The sequence below is a fragment of the Mesorhizobium sp. B2-5-4 genome, from assembly GCF_006441095.1.
GTDB lineage: Bacteria > Pseudomonadota > Alphaproteobacteria > Rhizobiales > Rhizobiaceae > Mesorhizobium > Mesorhizobium salmacidum.
This window is the reverse complement of record NZ_VFUR01000005.1, coordinates 213,969-229,452: the sequence shown is the minus strand read 5'-3', so window position 1 is coordinate 229,452 and position 15,484 is coordinate 213,969. Positions and strand designations below refer to the sequence as shown.

At 63.1% G+C, this 15,484-nt stretch carries 13 protein-coding genes; 7 read left to right on the top strand and 6 right to left on the bottom strand.

What is annotated here, in order from left to right:
- Positions 1 to 389 precede the first annotated feature (389 nt).
- From FJ492_RS08655 to FJ492_RS08650, 3 genes are all read left to right on the top strand, one after another.
- Positions 390 to 1,346 (top strand): pilus assembly protein, encoded by a 957-nt coding sequence (locus FJ492_RS08655; RefSeq protein ID WP_348641905.1) that lies wholly within the window; start codon positions 390 to 392, stop codon positions 1,344 to 1,346.
- Positions 1,343 to 1,654, top strand: a complete 312-nt coding sequence (locus FJ492_RS29555) for a hypothetical protein (RefSeq protein ID WP_348641904.1) — start codon at positions 1,343 to 1,345, stop codon at positions 1,652 to 1,654. Before FJ492_RS08655 ends, FJ492_RS29555 begins: the two co-directional genes overlap by 4 nt.
- Positions 1,655 to 2,017: 363 nt before the next feature.
- On the top strand, positions 2,018 to 3,286 hold the full coding sequence (locus FJ492_RS08650; protein ID WP_140503898.1) for a cyclopropane-fatty-acyl-phospholipid synthase family protein: 1,269 nt from the start codon (positions 2,018 to 2,020) through the stop codon (positions 3,284 to 3,286).
- Between the two features lie 15 nt (positions 3,287 to 3,301).
- Here FJ492_RS08650 and FJ492_RS08645 read toward each other — a convergent pair whose 3' ends face one another.
- Positions 3,302 to 4,048 (bottom strand): MOSC domain-containing protein, encoded by a 747-nt coding sequence (locus FJ492_RS08645; protein ID WP_140716671.1) that lies wholly within the window; start codon positions 4,046 to 4,048, stop codon positions 3,302 to 3,304.
- A complete protein-coding gene (gene acs / locus FJ492_RS08640) occupies positions 4,048 to 6,003 on the bottom strand; it encodes an acetate--CoA ligase (protein ID WP_140503895.1) in 1,956 nt (651 codons plus the stop codon). Before acs ends, FJ492_RS08645 begins: the two co-directional genes overlap by 1 nt.
- Before the next feature lie 307 nt (positions 6,004 to 6,310).
- Here acs and FJ492_RS08635 point away from each other — a divergent pair, with 307 nt between their 5' ends.
- On the top strand, positions 6,311 to 6,583 hold the full coding sequence (locus FJ492_RS08635; protein ID WP_140503972.1) for an usg protein: 273 nt from the start codon (positions 6,311 to 6,313) through the stop codon (positions 6,581 to 6,583).
- Between the two features lie 317 nt (positions 6,584 to 6,900).
- Here FJ492_RS08635 and FJ492_RS08630 read toward each other — a convergent pair whose 3' ends face one another.
- Together FJ492_RS08630 and FJ492_RS08625 are read right to left on the bottom strand one after the other, a co-directional pair.
- Positions 6,901 to 7,935 carry an aldo/keto reductase gene (locus tag FJ492_RS08630; protein ID WP_140769506.1) on the bottom strand — a complete coding sequence of 345 codons (1,035 nt, stop codon included), beginning with the start codon at positions 7,933 to 7,935 and terminating at the stop codon, positions 6,901 to 6,903.
- Between the two features lie 55 nt (positions 7,936 to 7,990).
- Complete coding sequence (locus tag FJ492_RS08625) at positions 7,991 to 9,172, bottom strand: MFS transporter (RefSeq protein ID WP_140769504.1); 1,182 nt, start codon at positions 9,170 to 9,172, stop codon at positions 7,991 to 7,993.
- A gap of 118 nt (positions 9,173 to 9,290) precedes the next feature.
- Here FJ492_RS08625 and FJ492_RS08620 point away from each other — a divergent pair, with 118 nt between their 5' ends.
- A complete protein-coding gene (locus FJ492_RS08620; protein ID WP_140716663.1) occupies positions 9,291 to 10,196 on the top strand; it encodes a LysR family transcriptional regulator in 906 nt (301 codons plus the stop codon).
- Positions 10,197 to 10,256: 60 nt separating this feature from the next.
- Here the strand turns inward: FJ492_RS08620 and FJ492_RS08615 are convergent, their stop codons facing one another.
- Positions 10,257 to 11,306 carry an aldo/keto reductase gene (locus FJ492_RS08615; protein WP_140769502.1) on the bottom strand — a complete coding sequence of 350 codons (1,050 nt, stop codon included), beginning with the start codon at positions 11,304 to 11,306 and terminating at the stop codon, positions 10,257 to 10,259.
- 101 nt (positions 11,307 to 11,407) lie between these two features.
- A complete protein-coding gene (locus FJ492_RS08610; RefSeq protein WP_140769500.1) occupies positions 11,408 to 12,070 on the bottom strand; it encodes a YggS family pyridoxal phosphate-dependent enzyme in 663 nt (220 codons plus the stop codon).
- Between the two features lie 152 nt (positions 12,071 to 12,222).
- On the opposite strand from FJ492_RS08610, the gene leuS reads away from it, so the two are divergent.
- Entirely contained in the window at positions 12,223 to 14,847 is a 2,625-nt protein-coding gene (gene leuS / locus FJ492_RS08605) for a leucine--tRNA ligase (protein ID WP_140769498.1), read from the top strand.
- Positions 14,834 to 15,412: an LPS assembly lipoprotein LptE gene (lptE, locus tag FJ492_RS08600; protein ID WP_140503883.1), complete on the top strand. Its 579-nt coding sequence runs from the start codon at positions 14,834 to 14,836 to the stop codon at positions 15,410 to 15,412. Before leuS ends, lptE begins: the two co-directional genes overlap by 14 nt.
- Positions 15,413 to 15,484: the final 72 nt, after the last annotated feature.

Sequence of the window (15,484 nt, the reverse complement as noted above, 5' to 3'; positions counted from 1 at the left end):
CTCGCAACCCTGGGACAGTTGGTCCGCTTCCGCACAGAAGGCCTGTGCCGCAACAGGACGTCGCCAAGACCTCGGCAATTGCCTCGCCTCGAGCATGGTAAGCGTCTGATAAACGCGGCGAGGATCGTGGTTTTTCGTTTACCAGTCGTTCACTTTCGCGAAGGTCTAAAGCAAGCAAAAACAACAGCTTGATATCTGGCCGAAGGTGTCCCGGCGTGAGGCGGAGTCATCCGGCTGGAATCCTGCATTGCCCTGTCTGCGGCGACGAGGCCGAGGCAAGCGGAGGCTGTTGGATGCGGAATTGCGGGGGTCTTATTCACGCGGTCGGCAGGTTCGCCAGAGATCGCGGTGGAAATTTCGCGGTCCTGTTCGGCTTTGCTGCCTCGGTCTTGGCGCTGGTCGCGGGCTTCTCGGTCAATGTCACGCAGCTCTACAATGCCAAATCGAGCCTGCAGGGCGTCGTCGACGCGGCGGTGACATCGACGGCACGTGACCTGACCACGGGTGCCATCAAGGAGGCCGACGCAAACAAATCCGTGCAGGCCTTTCTCGACGCCAACGCTGCCGCCGGAATTCTGCAGGCCGGCCAAGTCGTTCTTGACCGGCTGATCGTCGACAAGATCGCAAAAACGGTCCAGGTGGACGCCCACGTCGATGTTGCCCTGTTCTTCCCGATTTTCGGCACGGACGATGCGAGGCGGGTCACTGCTTCGACAACATCGCTTTATTCGGACAAGACCATCGAAGTGGCGATGATGCTCGATGTAACCGGATCGATGGCCGGTCAGAAAATCAAGGACCTGAGGACCGCCGCCGCCAATGCGGTGGACAGCTTCCTGGGTACTCAGGACCCGAACAAGCCGCGCGTTCGCCTCTCCATCGTGCCCTACGCCAATTCGGTCAATACCGGCCAACTTGCGGCCAGCAGCGTCTATGTGGAAGCCAATGCCAGTCAGCGCAAGCAGGCGCCCGGCAATGCGAGCGCTCAACCTGCTTCGGCATCCCCGCGCCCGGATAATTGCGCCACCGAACGCAAGGGGACCGATCAATATTCGGAAGCGGGTCCTGGCTCCAGCATGGTCAACCGCGACTATCTGTTGTCTAGCTTTGCCGCTAACACAAACACTGCGGCTTGCCCGGCCGCCGCACTCGTCCCTTTGACGGCTGACGTCGCCACGCTCAAGAATGTCATCAAGAATCTTGGCGCCTCGGGGGTACTGCCGGCCACATCGGCGTTCAATGGACCTGGTATATGCTGTCGGAAAGCTGGGGCGGCGTGCTCAATGCCTCTCAGCGGCCAGCCAAATTCGATCCCAAGAAAGTTGGCAAGTACGCGATCCTTATGACAGACGGCGAATTCAACCTGTCCTATTTCGACGCGACCAGCGTTGGCGGAGTCTATAACGATGCCGGCAAGGAAACGACCCGCACGGCCGCGACAAAACTCTGCGCCGCCATGCGCGACAAAGGCATAGAGATATTCACGATCGGCTTCAAACTCGATAAGACGAATGCCGCTTCGACGCTCCAGAACTGTGCCAGCCCCGATACCGGTTCAGTCAAGCACTTCTATCAGGCCGCCGACGGCGCCGAATTGGATTCGGCCTTTCAGACAATCGCCCGCAACATCGAAACCCTTGCTTTGACCAAGTAGAACCCAGCCCAAACGGAAAAGGCCGCCGCTTCTTTCGAAGCCGGCGGCCTTCCGTGTTTCCGTCCATGGCGCGGCTCAATGGCGGTGACGTTCACGTCACCCGCCGCGCATCTCGCGCCTTAACGGGAAGACTGCTTCCCGAAAGTGCAATCCGCTGAGGCCACGTTCTGGAAAACGAAATCACTCGACATCGGATCACCTCCTTTCGATTTGTTGAACACACCCTCATGATGGGGTGCGTTGCAGCAAATGACAAGTGCCATGCTGAAAAAGGCATCCTTGCCGGAAGATGGCGCCGTATGCTTTGGCTTGCGATCCAGGTCCCGAACGGACAAGATTGAGCCATCGACAGCGGGGAAGGGTATGGACGCCACCGAAAGAGCTGCGCGCATCGTTCGAACGGTAGTCGAGGCGGTGAAGCCCGCCTTCGCGGTCAGGCTGTGGACCGGCGAGCGGATCGGCCCCGCTACCGGCCCCGTGCTCGTCATCAACGACCACGACATTGTCTGGCAGATCGTTCGCCGACCGTCCCTGTCGACCCTTATCGAGATGTGGATTTCCAAGGCAGTCGACATCGAGGATGGATCGCTGTTCGATTTCTACGCCCTGCCTTCGACGGGCAAGCTGCGGTCGAAGCTGAAGACATTGCCGAAACGGGCGCTTCTGCGTGACCTGCCGGCGGTGCTGTTTTCGAGAAAGCAGATGACGTCGCGGGTTGATCTCGCTGGTCGCAACCCGTTCGTCAGCGGCTCCAGCAAGGAGGCGATCCAGCATCACTATGATATCTCGAATGCCTTCTACGGGCTCTTTCTCGACGAGCGCATGGTCTATAGCTGCGGGTATTTCCAGGATTTCGCAAACGGCATCGACGAGGCGCAGGTCGACAAGCTCGACCATATCTGCCGCAAGCTTCGGCTGAAACCGGGTGAAAGATTGCTCGACATCGGCTGCGGCTGGGGCGCGATGCTGATCCACGCCGCGAAAAATTATGGTGTCGTCGGACACGGCGTATCGCTGTCGCAAGCCCAGACCTCACTAGCCCGCGAGCGCATTCGCGCCGAGGGTCTGGAGGACAAGATCACCATCGAGATAAAGTCCTACGCAGAGCTCACCGGCACCTTCGACAAGATATCGTCCATCGGTATGTTCGAGCATCTGGGCCTGGCAAACCATGCGGCCTACTTCTCCGCTGTCCACCGGCTGCTGAAACCGGGCGGAATCTATCTGCATCACGCCATCACAAGGCGCAGCAAGGGCGACATCAAGAAGACCCTGCGCAAGGGGCCGGAATACAGGGCGCTGATCAAATACATCTTCCCGGGTGGCGAGCTCGATACGGTCGGCATGACGCTAGGCAATCTCGAAGCGCACGGCTTCCTCGTCTACGATGTCGAGAATTTGCGCGAGCACTATGCCCGCACCTGCAGGCTGTGGGCCGAGCGTCTGCAGGCGCGGTTCGGCGAGGCAATCGCCGAGGTCGGCGAAGCCAAGGCGCGGCTGTGGCTGCTTTACCTGAGCGGCTGCTCCATCACCTTCGAACGCGCCTCGGCGCAGATATTCCAGACCGTCGCCACCAAACGCGCGCGAGGCCCGAGCGGCCTGCCACCGACCCGGGCGGACCTTTATCGATAGGCTTGGGTCGGCAGGTCAGACAAACCGCATCGGCGCACCGATCTCGACACGGCCAGGCTGGTCGACGGTGCAATAGACGCCGAGATTGTGGCCGTTGTGGCGGACCAGATTGCGCAGGATCCCTGGATCATTGTCGAAACCGTCCTGGGCGATGATGGTGAAGCCGCAGCGGCGGCACGGCTCGGAGATGGTCAAGACCAGGTCGCCGATGGCGAGCTTTCGACCGATCCATTCGGTTTCGGGAAACGAGCCCTCGACCGGAGCGATGTCGACGACGATGTTGGGGCGGAAGCGGCGCGGATCGGCGGCCCCTTCCGGATGCAGTGCCTTCAGCCGCGCCAGCGATGCCGTGGTCAGGAGATGGATCGGCGCCTTGCGGTAGCGTTCCGCGGTCAGCGGACCGGCATAGCCTGCCGCATTCTCCCTGCGGAACGGCCGGATCGACGCGCCGAAGCCGAGATAGGCCGACACGGCGCGGTCGCATTCGGCGCTGGGTGCGGCGAGCCAGTCGCCATCGGGGATGGCGATTTCCAATTCGCCGCCGTGGCTCAGCCGGGTGCGGATGCTCGGCACCTTGTGCCATTTGGCGTCACGATCGGGCCGGGCGATCTCGTTGTCCGAGATATCGACGAGGCCGAACATACGGTCGCCCTCGATGCTGTGGGTGCCGACCAGGATGGCGTCCTGGCGCTCGCCGGCGAGCGAACTCGCCGGATAGCGCCACAACTGGGTGACGGTGCCCAATGCCGCGTCTTCCCGCATCAGCCCTTCTTGTTCTGCCGGTTGGCGATGAGATCGTCGACCACGGCCGGATCGGCAAGCGTCGAGGTGTCGCCGAGTGCGGAAAAATCGTCCTCGGCGATCTTGCGCAGGATGCGGCGCATGATCTTGCCCGAACGCGTCTTGGGCAGGCCGGGCGCGAACTGGATCTTGTCGGGCGTCGCGATGGCGCCGATCTCCTTGCGGACATGGGCGACGAGTTCCTTGCGCAACTCTTCGCTCGGCTGCTCGCCGGCCATCAGCGTGACATAGCAATAGATGCCCTGGCCCTTGATGTCATGGGGATAGCCGACCACGGCGGCCTCGGAAACCTTGTCATGGCTGACCAGAGCCGATTCGACCTCGGCCGTGCCCATGCGGTGGCCGGAGACATTGATGACGTCGTCGACGCGGCCGGTGATCCAGTAGTAGCCGTCCGCATCGCGGCGGCAGCCGTCACCCGTGAAATATTTTCCCTTGTAGGCGGAAAAATAGGTCTGCACGAAACGGTCGTGATCGCCATAGACGGTGCGCATCTGGCCCGGCCAGGAATCGGTGATGCAGAGGTTGCCATCGGCCGCACCGTCCACCACCTTGCCCTCGCTGTCGACCAGTTGCGGCTGGACGCCGAAGAAGGGCCGTGTCGCCGAACCTGCCTTGAGGTCGGTAGCGCCCGGCAGCGGCGTAATCAGGATGCCGCCGGTCTCGGTCTGCCACCATGTGTCGACGATCGGCACCTTGCCGTCGCCGACGACGTTGAAATACCACTCCCAGGCTTCCGGGTTGATCGGCTCGCCGACCGAGCCCAGCACGCGCAGCGATTTTCGCGATGTCTTGGTGACATGCGCGTCGCCGGCGCCCATCAGCGCGCGCAGCGCTGTCGGGGCGGTGTAGAAGATGTTGACCTTGTGCTTGTCGATGACTTCCCAGAAGCGCGACTGCGAGGGGTAGTTCGGCACCCCCTCGAACATCAGCGTGGTGGCGCCGTTGGCGAGCGGTCCATAGACGATGTAGCTGTGGCCGGTCACCCAGCCGACATCGGCGGTGCACCAGTAGATGTCGCCGTCATGATAGTCGAAAACATATTGGTGCGTCATCGACACATAGACGAGATAGCCGGCGGTGGTGTGCAGCACGCCTTTGGGCTTGCCGGTCGAGCCCGACGTGTAGAGGATGAACAGCGGATCCTCGGCCTTCATCTTCTCCGGCTTGCACTCAGGCTTCACCGTCGCGACTTCGTCGTGATACCAGACATCGCGCCCCGGCGCCCAGCCGATCTTGCCGCCCGTGCGGCGCACGACCACGACGGTCTTGACCTTGACATGGTGCTTGGCGGCAACGTCGATCGCCTTGTCGGTGTTCTCCTTCAGAGGAATGGGTTTTCCTCCACGCAGACCCTCGTCGGCAGTGATGACGAAGGTCGATTCGCAGTCGACGATGCGGCCGGCCAAGGCATCCGGCGAAAAGCCGCCGAAGACGACCGAATGAATGGCGCCGATACGCGTGCAGGCCAGCATCGCGTAAGCCGCCTCCGGGATCATCGGCATATAGATGGTGACGCGGTCCCCTTTCTTGACGCCGTGCTTCTTCATCACATTGGCAAGCCGGCAGACATGCTCGTAGAGCTCGTTGTAGGTGACCTTCCTGTCGTCGTAGGGGTTGTCGCCTTCCCAGATGATGGCGGTCTGGTCGCCGCGCTTCTTCAGGTGGCGGTCGATGCAATTATACGAGACGTTGGTCTGGCCATCCTCGAACCACTTGATCGAGACCTTGCCGTCGAAGGAGGTGTTCTTGACCTTGGAGAAGGGCTTGAACCAGTCGATCCGCTTGCCGTGCTTGCCCCAGAACTTGTCCGGGTTCTTCACGCTGTCGGCATACCATTTGAGGTAAGTGTCATTGTCGATCAGCGCGTTCTTCTTCCACGCCGGCTGGACGCGATGGACATGAACCTCGGACATTTCTTGGCTTTCCTCCCGAACCAGTTCCGCGGGCTTGAAACGCCCGCGGGATCGCGGCCACGCAGCCGCGAATTCGGCGGCATTATTACCAGTTCCGCCGCGACGGCAACATTAGACGTTGGATTCGCGTGGCGGGATGCCGCAGGAGCGCTTTCCGAGGCTGTCAGCACTCGACGCGGTTCGCTGCTAACTGCATGTTTTTGTGGGAAAAGTTCGTTCTGCGATCAAGAAAAATCAATAGACAGTTAAGTAACGGCGCGCACAATTGGTGCTTGGGAGGACAGGAGAATCAACCTTGGGGACCGCAATGCGCGACCATCTGGAAATGGACCTGATGCTCAAAGGCTACGGCCTGACCACGGCCAAGATTCTCTATCATTTTCCCGACCACCCGCATCTCCTGCAGAGCTTCGTCTGGCAGGACTACGACATCGCTCCGACATTTCCGGTGCTGATCAGGTTCATCGAATTCTGGAAGGCCAAGCTCGACGGGCCCCTGCATTCGGTCAGCTACACGCACCAGAAGCTGATCGCGCCGAACGAATGGCGCAAGGTGGATGGCGAGTTCGTGCTGCACTGAGGGTCCGGCGCAGAAGCTTTGAGGCTCGCTTGCGTTGACGGGCCGATATGCATGGCGATTGACGGAACGCCTATCGCTTCGTCATCCTAGGGCGCAGCGAGGAGCGGAGCGACGAGAGCAGACCCTAGGATCCATGCCGCGACCTCTCGACGTTGCAGCGGTCCAGAATTCTGATCCGCCGCATTGCTCAACAGCCGTCACGGCATGGATCCTCGGGTCTCCGCGACGGAGCTTCGCTCCTGCTTCGCCCGTGGATGACGAAACTGAGAGGCGTCGGCCAATCCCGAACGTTGCCGCCCAAATGAACGATCGCGAGTTTAAACCGCCGGCGGGTTCAGCCGGGCAAAGCCTTCCTGACGCCGATAGGGGAAATAGGGGTAGGGCGCGGTGACCTCGCTTGCGGCGTCGAGCTTTTTCATGTGCTCCGGCGTCAGCGCCCAGCCGACGGCGCCGAGGTTCTGTCGCAGTTGCTCCTCGTTGCGGGCGCCGATAATGACGGAGGAAACGGTCGGGCGCCGCAGCAGCCAGTTGATCGCGATCTGCGGAACCGTCTTGCCGGTTTCCTCAGCCACGGCGTCGAGCGCATCCATGACCCGATAGAGATGCTCATCCTCGACCGGCGGGCCGAAGCTCGCGGTCTCGTGCAGCCGGCTCTTTTCCGGCAAGGGCTGGCCGCGGCGGATCTTGCCGGTCAGGCGGCCCCAGCCGAGCGGGCTCCACACCAGTGCGCCGAGGCCCTGGTCGAGGCCGAGCGGCATCAGCTCCCATTCATAGTCGCGGCCGAGCAGCGAATAGTAGACCTGATGCGCGACATAGCGTGGGTAGCCGTGCATCTCCGCGAGGCCGAGCGACTTCATCACTTGCCAGCCGGAGAAGTTGGAGACGCCGATATAGCGCAGCTTGCCGGAGCGAACGAGGCCGTCCAGCGTCGACAGAACTTCCTCGATCGGCGTGCCGGCATCGAAAGCGTGCAGCTGCAGCAGGTCGATGTAGTCGGTGCCGAGGCGCTTCAGCGCGGCGTCGACCGACTTGATCAGCCGCGAGCGCGATGAGCCAAAGTCGGCCGGCCCGTCGCCCATGGGCAGCGCGGTCTTGGTCGAGATCAGCACCGCGTCGCGCCGGCCCTTGATCGCTTCGCCGAGCACCTCCTCCGAGGCGCCGTTCGAATAGACGTCGGCGGTGTCGAACAAATTGACGCCGGCCTCGAGGCAGATGTCGATGAGGCGCCGCGCTTCGCTGGCGTCACTGTTGCCCCAGGCACCGAACAGCGGGCCGGAACCGCCAAAAGTTCCGGCGCCGAATGAGAGCGCCGGCACATTCAGGCCCGATGCGCCGAGACGTCGATAGTCCATTTTCTTGCTCCTGGTGGTTTGTGAAGAGGAGAGGCGATTCGGGTGTCGGCTGATGTCACGACCGGACGGTGGCAGGCGCGCCTGATGTGGTGCCACGATCGAGGCGAAGCGCCAGTCCGGCCACGGCGAGTGCCGCCAGCGGCAGCAGGGCGGCGACCCAGGTGAGCGAACCCAGCCCAAGGCCATGGGCGATGACCGTGCCGCCAAGCCAGGCGCCGGCCGCATTGCCGAGATTGAAGGCGGCGATGTTGAACGATGAGGCCAGGCTTTGGGCGGCGCCTTGCGCCTTCTCCAGCACCCACATCTGCAGCGGCGCCACGGTGGCGAAGGCGGCCGCGCCGAGCAGGCCGACATAGATCACGGCCATGACCTGGCTGTGGATGGCGAAGCTCATCGTGGCAAGCACCAGCGCCAGCACCACGAGGCTGCCGAGCACCGCCGGCACCAGCCAGCGATCGGCGACCTTGCCGCCGGCGAGATTGCCGGCGATGAGACCGCCGCCGAAGACGAGCAGGATCGGCGACACGGCCGCTTCCCTGAAGCCGCTGATCTCGGTGAGCAACGGGGCGATGTAGGTAAAGACGGCGAAGACGCCGGCATAGCCGAGCACCGTCGTGGCGAGGCCGAGCAGGACGGGCGTGCGGCGCAGCACGGCGAGATCGGTGCGCAAATCGCTCTTCTCGAGCGCTGCGTGGCCGCGCGGCACCAGGGCCAGGATGACGGCGAAGGCGGCGAGGCCGACGGCGGTCACCGCCCAAAAGGTCGCGCGCCAGCCAAAGGCCTGGCCGAGCCAGGTGCCGAAGGGTACGCCGAGGATGTTGGCGATGGTGAGCCCAGTGAACATCAGCGCGATCGCCGAAGCTTTCCTGTTGGGCGCGACCAGGCCAGTGGCGACCACCGAGCCGACGCCGAAGAAAGTGCCATGGGCAAAGGCGGTGATGATACGGGCACCCATCAGGGTCCAGTAATCTGGCGCCAGCGCACAGGCGAGGTTGCCAATCGTGAAGATTGCCATCAACGCCAGCAGCACGGTTTTGCGCGGCCAGTTGCCGGTGGCGATGGTCAACAGGGGCGCACCGATGACAACACCGAGCGCGTAACCCGAGATCAGTTGGCCAGCGGCCGAGATCGACACACCAAGATCCTTACTGACATCCATGAGCAGGCCCATGATGACGAATTCGGTGACACCGATGCCAAAGGCACCGGCAGCGAGGGCATAGAGAGCAAGAGGCATGGCGGTCCCATCTGTCAGCAAAGGACGCCCAGTCCGCGCCCCGGCCCGGAAGATCGTGATCCGCCATGTTGTGAACCAGACTTGCCCAAGGCATATTTCCTGTGAAATAGATTCACAGATGGCCAGGCCCGATATCAACCGCTCCGGCGAGATCGAAGTCTTCGTATGCGTCGTCGAAGCGGGGAGCTTCTCGGCCGCGGCGCGGCGGCTGCGCATGACACCGTCGGCGGTGAGCAAGCTGATCGCGCGGCTCGAAACACGGCTTGGCGCGCGGCTTGTCAGCCGCTCGACGCGCAAGCTCCAGCTCACGCCGGAAGGGACGTCCTTCTACGACAGCGGCGTGCGCGTCCTGGCTGACCTCGATGCCGCCGAGCGGGAAGCGGCGGCGGGTGCGGCGCCGCGCGGGCGGCTGAGGGTCAATGCCTATGTGCCGTTTGGCCAACACCGGCTAATGGCACTGCTGCCGCGCTTTCTGGCACGGTATCCGGAGATTTTCGTCGAGGCTGTGCTGACCGACAGCGTGATCGATCTGTTGGAAGAGCGCGCCGATGTCGCGATCCGCGCCGGGCCGCTTCGCGAGTCACGGCTGGTGGCGCGCAAGCTCGGCCAGAGCCGGATGGTGGTGGTTGCCGCGCCTGCCTATCTCGAAGCGCGCGGCACGCCGCTGACGCCCGGCGATCTCGGCCGTCACAACATGCTTGCCTTCGGTTTCGTCCGATACATCGACGGCTGGCCGTTCATCGACGCGGCCGGCGCACCGGTCATGGTCCCGATCGCAGGCTCTGCCACGGTGAGCGACGGCGAGGCGATGCGGCTGTCCGCCCTATCAGGGGCGGGCATTGCGCGGCTGGCGCGCTGGCATGTCGAGCCCGACATCGCCGCCGGCCGGCTGGTGCCGCTGCTGGAAGACTTCAACCCCGGCGACGAAGAGCCGACGCATGCCGTCTATGTCGGTCAGGGCAAACACCTGCCTGCACGTGTGCGGGCCTTTCTCGACTTTCTCGCAGAGACCGTCCGGCTGTAGTCGAAGCCGCGCGTCCATGGGACACGCGGCGTCGAAAAGACTGGCTTGCCAGCGGTAGGGCTATGCCTTCGGGACGAAAGGCGCCGGACGACGGCCGGCGCCCTGGCGTTCGACCATCCAGCCGGGATATTCGGCCGGCAAGGCGCTCACTTCGTCCAGCCTGGCGAGGTCGTCGGCATCGAGCTTGAGGCTGGTGGCGGCGAGGTTCTGCTCGAGTTGCTCCATGCGGCTGGCGCCGATGATCACACTCATGACGAAAGGCTTGGCCAGGACATAGCCGAGCGCCACGGTGGCGACGCTGACATCATGTTTCTTGGCGACCTCGCGCATGACGGCGACCGCTGCCCAGGCGCGGTCCTCGTTGACCGGCGGGAAGTTGAAGGACGCGCGGCGGCCCTCGCCGTTGCCCGGCGCGCCGGGGCCATATTTGCCGGACAGCAGCCCGCCGGCCATCGGCGACCATACCATCAGGCCGAGCTTCTCCTCGTTGATCAGCGGCACGATCTCGCGCTCGAGGTCGCGGCCGGCGATCGAATAATAGGACTGGATGGTCTCGAAACGGGCAAAACCCTTGCGGTCGGCGATGCCGAGCGCCTTGGCGATGCGCCAGGCCTGCCAGTTGGACACGCCGATATAGCGGACCTTGCCACTAGTGACGAGATCATCGAGTGCCCGCAGCGTCTCGTCGATCGGCGTCACCGCGTCGGTGCCGTGCAACTGATAGAGATCGATGTGGTCGAGCTGCAGCCGTTCGAGGCTGGCATCGACCGAATCCATGATGTGGCCGCGCGACGAGCCGCGCTGGTTCGGCCCGTCGCCCATGGCGGCATGGACCTTGGTGGCGATGACCACGTTCGACCTGGCAACACCGAGTTCCCTAAGCGACTGGCCGAGAAGGCGTTCGGACTCGCCGACGGAATAGACGTCGGCCGTGTCGAAGAAGTTGACGCCGGCGGCGATCGAGCGGCCGACGATTTCGTTGACGCCCTTCTGGTCGAGGCTGGCGATCAGGCCCCATTGGGCGTTCTGGCCGGCGGCGCCGAAGGTCATGGTGCCGAGGCAAAGTTCGGAGACGAAAAGCCCGGTATTTCCAAGCTGATTATAACGCATCGTGATGCTCCAGGAGGATGTGGTGACATCCGGATAAATAGGAACGGTACGTTTCGTTTCAAGGCGCTGGGGTAATGAACTAGCCGGGCTGGCCTAAGCGACTACCGGTTGCCGAAGATCGCCGAACCCACGCGGACGCTGGTAGCACCGAAGGCGATCGCGATCTCGTAATCGCCGGACATGCCCATCGACAGTTTGGCGACGCCGGCCTCTCTCGCCATTTTTTCCAGCAGTGCGAAATGCGGTCCGGGATTCTCGTCCGCCGGCGGAATACACATAAGGCCTTCGATGGCGAGGCCATGAACTTCCCGGCAGCGCTTGACGAAGGCGACCGCCTCGCGCGGTTCGATGCCGGCTTTCTGCGGTTCGGAACCGGTATTCACCTGGACATAGAGCTTTGGCGCACGGCCTTGCCTGGCAATTTCCTTGGCGAGCTCGGCGGCGATCTTGTCGCGGTCGATGATCTCGATGACGTCGAACAGCGCCACCGCCTCCCTCGCCTTGTTCGACTGCAGCGGGCCGATCAGGTGTAGTTCGATATCGGGAAAAGCCTTCTTCAGCGCTGGCCATTTGCCTTGTGCTTCCTGGATGCGGTTCTCGCCGAAGACGCGTTGGCCGGCCTCGATCACCGGCTGGATATCGAAGGCGTCGAAGGTCTTGGAGACCGCCACCAGCGTCACCGCGCCGGCTTCACGGCCGGCCTCCTGCTCGGCGGCGGCGATCTTCGCCTTGACCGCGAAAAACTGCTGAACGGTGTCGCCCATATGCAAATCCCGCTGTTTGACTCGCGTTTTTGTCAGCCGCGACGCCCATATGGTTGACGGGTTTGCCAAACCATGGTGAACACCCGGACCACATTTCGTGAACTGCCGGGCTCTTGCCCGCAGTTCGCATGCTTTTAAGTGAAAAACGTCCCATGGCAACCGAACGATACAATCCGCGCGCGTCAGAACCCAAATGGCAGAAGGTCTGGGCCGAAAAGAAGCTTTTCGAAGCGCACAATGACGATCCGCGCCCGAAATACTACGTGCTGGAGATGTTCCCCTATCCGTCGGGGCGCATCCATATCGGCCATACCCGCAATTATACGATGGGCGACGTGGTGGCGCGCTACAAGCGGGCCAAGGGCTTCAACGTGCTGCATCCGATGGGCTGGGACGCCTTCGGCATGCCGGCCGAGAACGCGGCCATGCAGAACAAGGTCCATCCCAAGGAGTGGACCTACCAGAACATCGCCACCATGCGCGAGCAGCTCAAGGTGATGGGCCTGTCGCTGGACTGGGCGCGCGAATTCGCCACCTGCGACGTCGATTATTACCACCGCCAGCAGATGCTGTTCCTCGACTTCGTCGCGAAGGGGCTGGTGACGCGCAAATCTTCCAAGGTCAACTGGGACCCGGAGGACATGACGGTGCTCGCCAACGAGCAGGTCATCGACGGGCGCGGCTGGCGCTCCGGCGCGCTGGTCGAACAGCGCGAGCTGACGCAATGGTTCTTCAAGATCACCGACTTCGCGCAGGACCTGCTGGATTCATTGGACGGCCTCGACGAATGGCCCGAAAAAGTGAAGCTGATGCAGCAGAACTGGATCGGCCGTTCGGAAGGCTTGCTGATCCGCTGGCCGCTGGCCTCGGAAATTGCCGGCGAGCATGAGTTGGAGGTCTACACGACGCGGCCCGACACCATTTTCGGCGCCTCGTTCATGGCGATCGCCGCTGATCACCCGCTGGCCAAGAAGGCCGCGGCGACCAATCCGGCGCTGGCGAAGTTCATCGATGAAGTGCGCCATATGGGCACTTCGGTGGCGGCTCTCGAGACGGCCGAGAAGAAGGGCTTCGACACCGGCATCCGCGTCGTCCATCCCTTCGACGATACCTGGACGCTGCCGGTCTATGTCGCCAATTTCGTGCTGATGGAATACGGCACCGGCGCCATCTTCGGCTGCCCGGCGCATGACCAGCGCGACCTCGACTTCGCCAACAAATACGGCCTGCCGGTGGTGCCGGTGGTGATGCCGGACGGCGAGAACCCGTCGGCTTTCCAGATCATCGACGAGGCCTATGTCGACGATGGCGCGATGATCAATTCGCGCTTCCTCGACGGCATGAAGCCGGACCGGGCTTTCGACAAGGTCGCGAACCTGCTGGAACAGAAGACGATCGGCAACCGGCCGATGGCCGAGCGCAAGGTGAATTTCCGCCTGCGCGACTGGGGCATTTCGCGCCAGCGCTACTGGGGCTGCCCGATCCCGATGATCCATTGCGAGGATTGCGGCGTGGTGCCGGTGCCGAAGGCCGACCTACCGGTCAAGCTGCCGGACGACGTCGATTTCGACCGGCCAGGCAATCCGCTCGACCGTCACCCGACATGGCGGCATGTGAAGTGCCCGCAATGCGGCAAGGACGCGCGGCGCGAAACCGACACGATGGACACGTTCGTCGATTCGTCCTGGTACTTCGCCCGCTTCACGGCGCCCTGGGCCCATGAGCCGACCGATCCCAGGGCAGCGAACGAGTGGCTGGCCGTCGATCAGTATATTGGCGGTATCGAGCATGCGATCCTGCATCTGCTCTATTCGCGCTTCTTCACCCGCGCCATGCGCGAGACCGGCCATGTCGACCTGGCCGAGCCGTTCAAGGGCCTGTTCACGCAAGGCATGGTGGTGCACGAAACCTACCGTGTCGGCTCGGCATCGAATGGCCGCTGGCTGGCGCCGACCGAAGTGCGTCTGGAGGAAGTCGACGGCAAGCGCCGCGCCATCGACATCGCCACGGGCGAGGCGGTCACCATCGGCCCGCTCGAGAAGATGTCGAAGTCGAAAAAGAACACGGTGAGCCCGGAAGACATCACCGATGGCTACGGCGCCGACACGGCGCGCTGGTTCATGCTGTCGGATTCACCGCCCGAACGCGATGTCGAGTGGACCGACGAAGGTGCCGCCGGCGCACATCGTTTCATGCAGCGCATCTGGCGGCTGGTGTCGACGGCGGCCGAGACGCTGGCAGGGGTCACACCCAAGGCGGTCAATGACGGCGAGGCCGGAGCGGTTTCCAAGGCCGCGCACAAGATCCTGAAGGCGGTCGGCGAAGACATCGAGAAGCTCGCCTTCAACCGTGCCATCGCCCGCATCTATGAACTGGCCAACGCGCTGACCACCCCGCTCAACGAGGTGGCGGAAGCCAAGGCCGATCCGGCGCTGAAAAACGCCTGCCGCGAGGCCGTCGAGATCATGGTGCACCTGATCGCGCCTGTCATGCCGCACCTTGCCGAAGAGTGCTGGGAGACGCTGGGCGGCAGCGATCTGGTGGCCGAACGGCCGTGGCCGGTCTTCGATCCGGCGCTGGTCGTCGACAATGAAGTCACCTATCCGGTACAGGTCAACGGTAAGAAGCGGGGGGATTTGACAATTGCCCGCGACGCGGACCAAGGTGCGGTCGAAAAAGCGGTCTTGGCTCTCGACTTCGTGCAGAAGGCACTTGAAGGCAAGGCTCCGCGCAAGGTGATCATCGTGCCGCAGAGGATCGTCAATGTCGTTGCCTGATCGGGAAAAGACAGAGTTGAGCCGTTTGCTGCGCCGCATCGCGCTTGCCGGTCTTGTCGGCTCGCTTGCGCTCGTCTCGGCCTGTCAGGTGCGGCCGCTCTATTCGAGCGCGCCGCTGTCGACCGGCTCCACAGCCAATGCCGAGCTGGCGTCGATCGCCGTCAAGCCGGTCCGGACGCGTTATGCCCAGCAGGTGCGCAACAATCTGATCTTTGGGTTCGGGCGCGGTGCCGGCGAACCGGCTTCGGCGCTTTATTCGCTCGATCTCGGCGTGACCGAAGCCGTTGAATCCTCGGCACTCGTCCAGGTTGGAACCGATCAAGACGAGCCGACCGCCGGTTCGGTGACGCTGACCGCCGGCTACACGCTGACCGATGCGAAAACCGGCGCGGTGATCGCGGTCGGCAGGCGGGCGATCACCTCGTCCTTCGACAGGCCGCGTCAGGAATTTGCCTCCTACCGGGCGCAGATCGACGCCGAGAACCGTGCCGCGCGCGAACTGGCCGAGGCCCTGCAACTGTCAATCGCGCAGGATCTGGCCCGACACGGCAAGGCAGCCAGCTAGCGCCACTCTTCGTTCACGAAAGACGTCCTCTCGATCCTGGTGCCCCCGGCTGTTTCCCGATGGCCAAGGGCC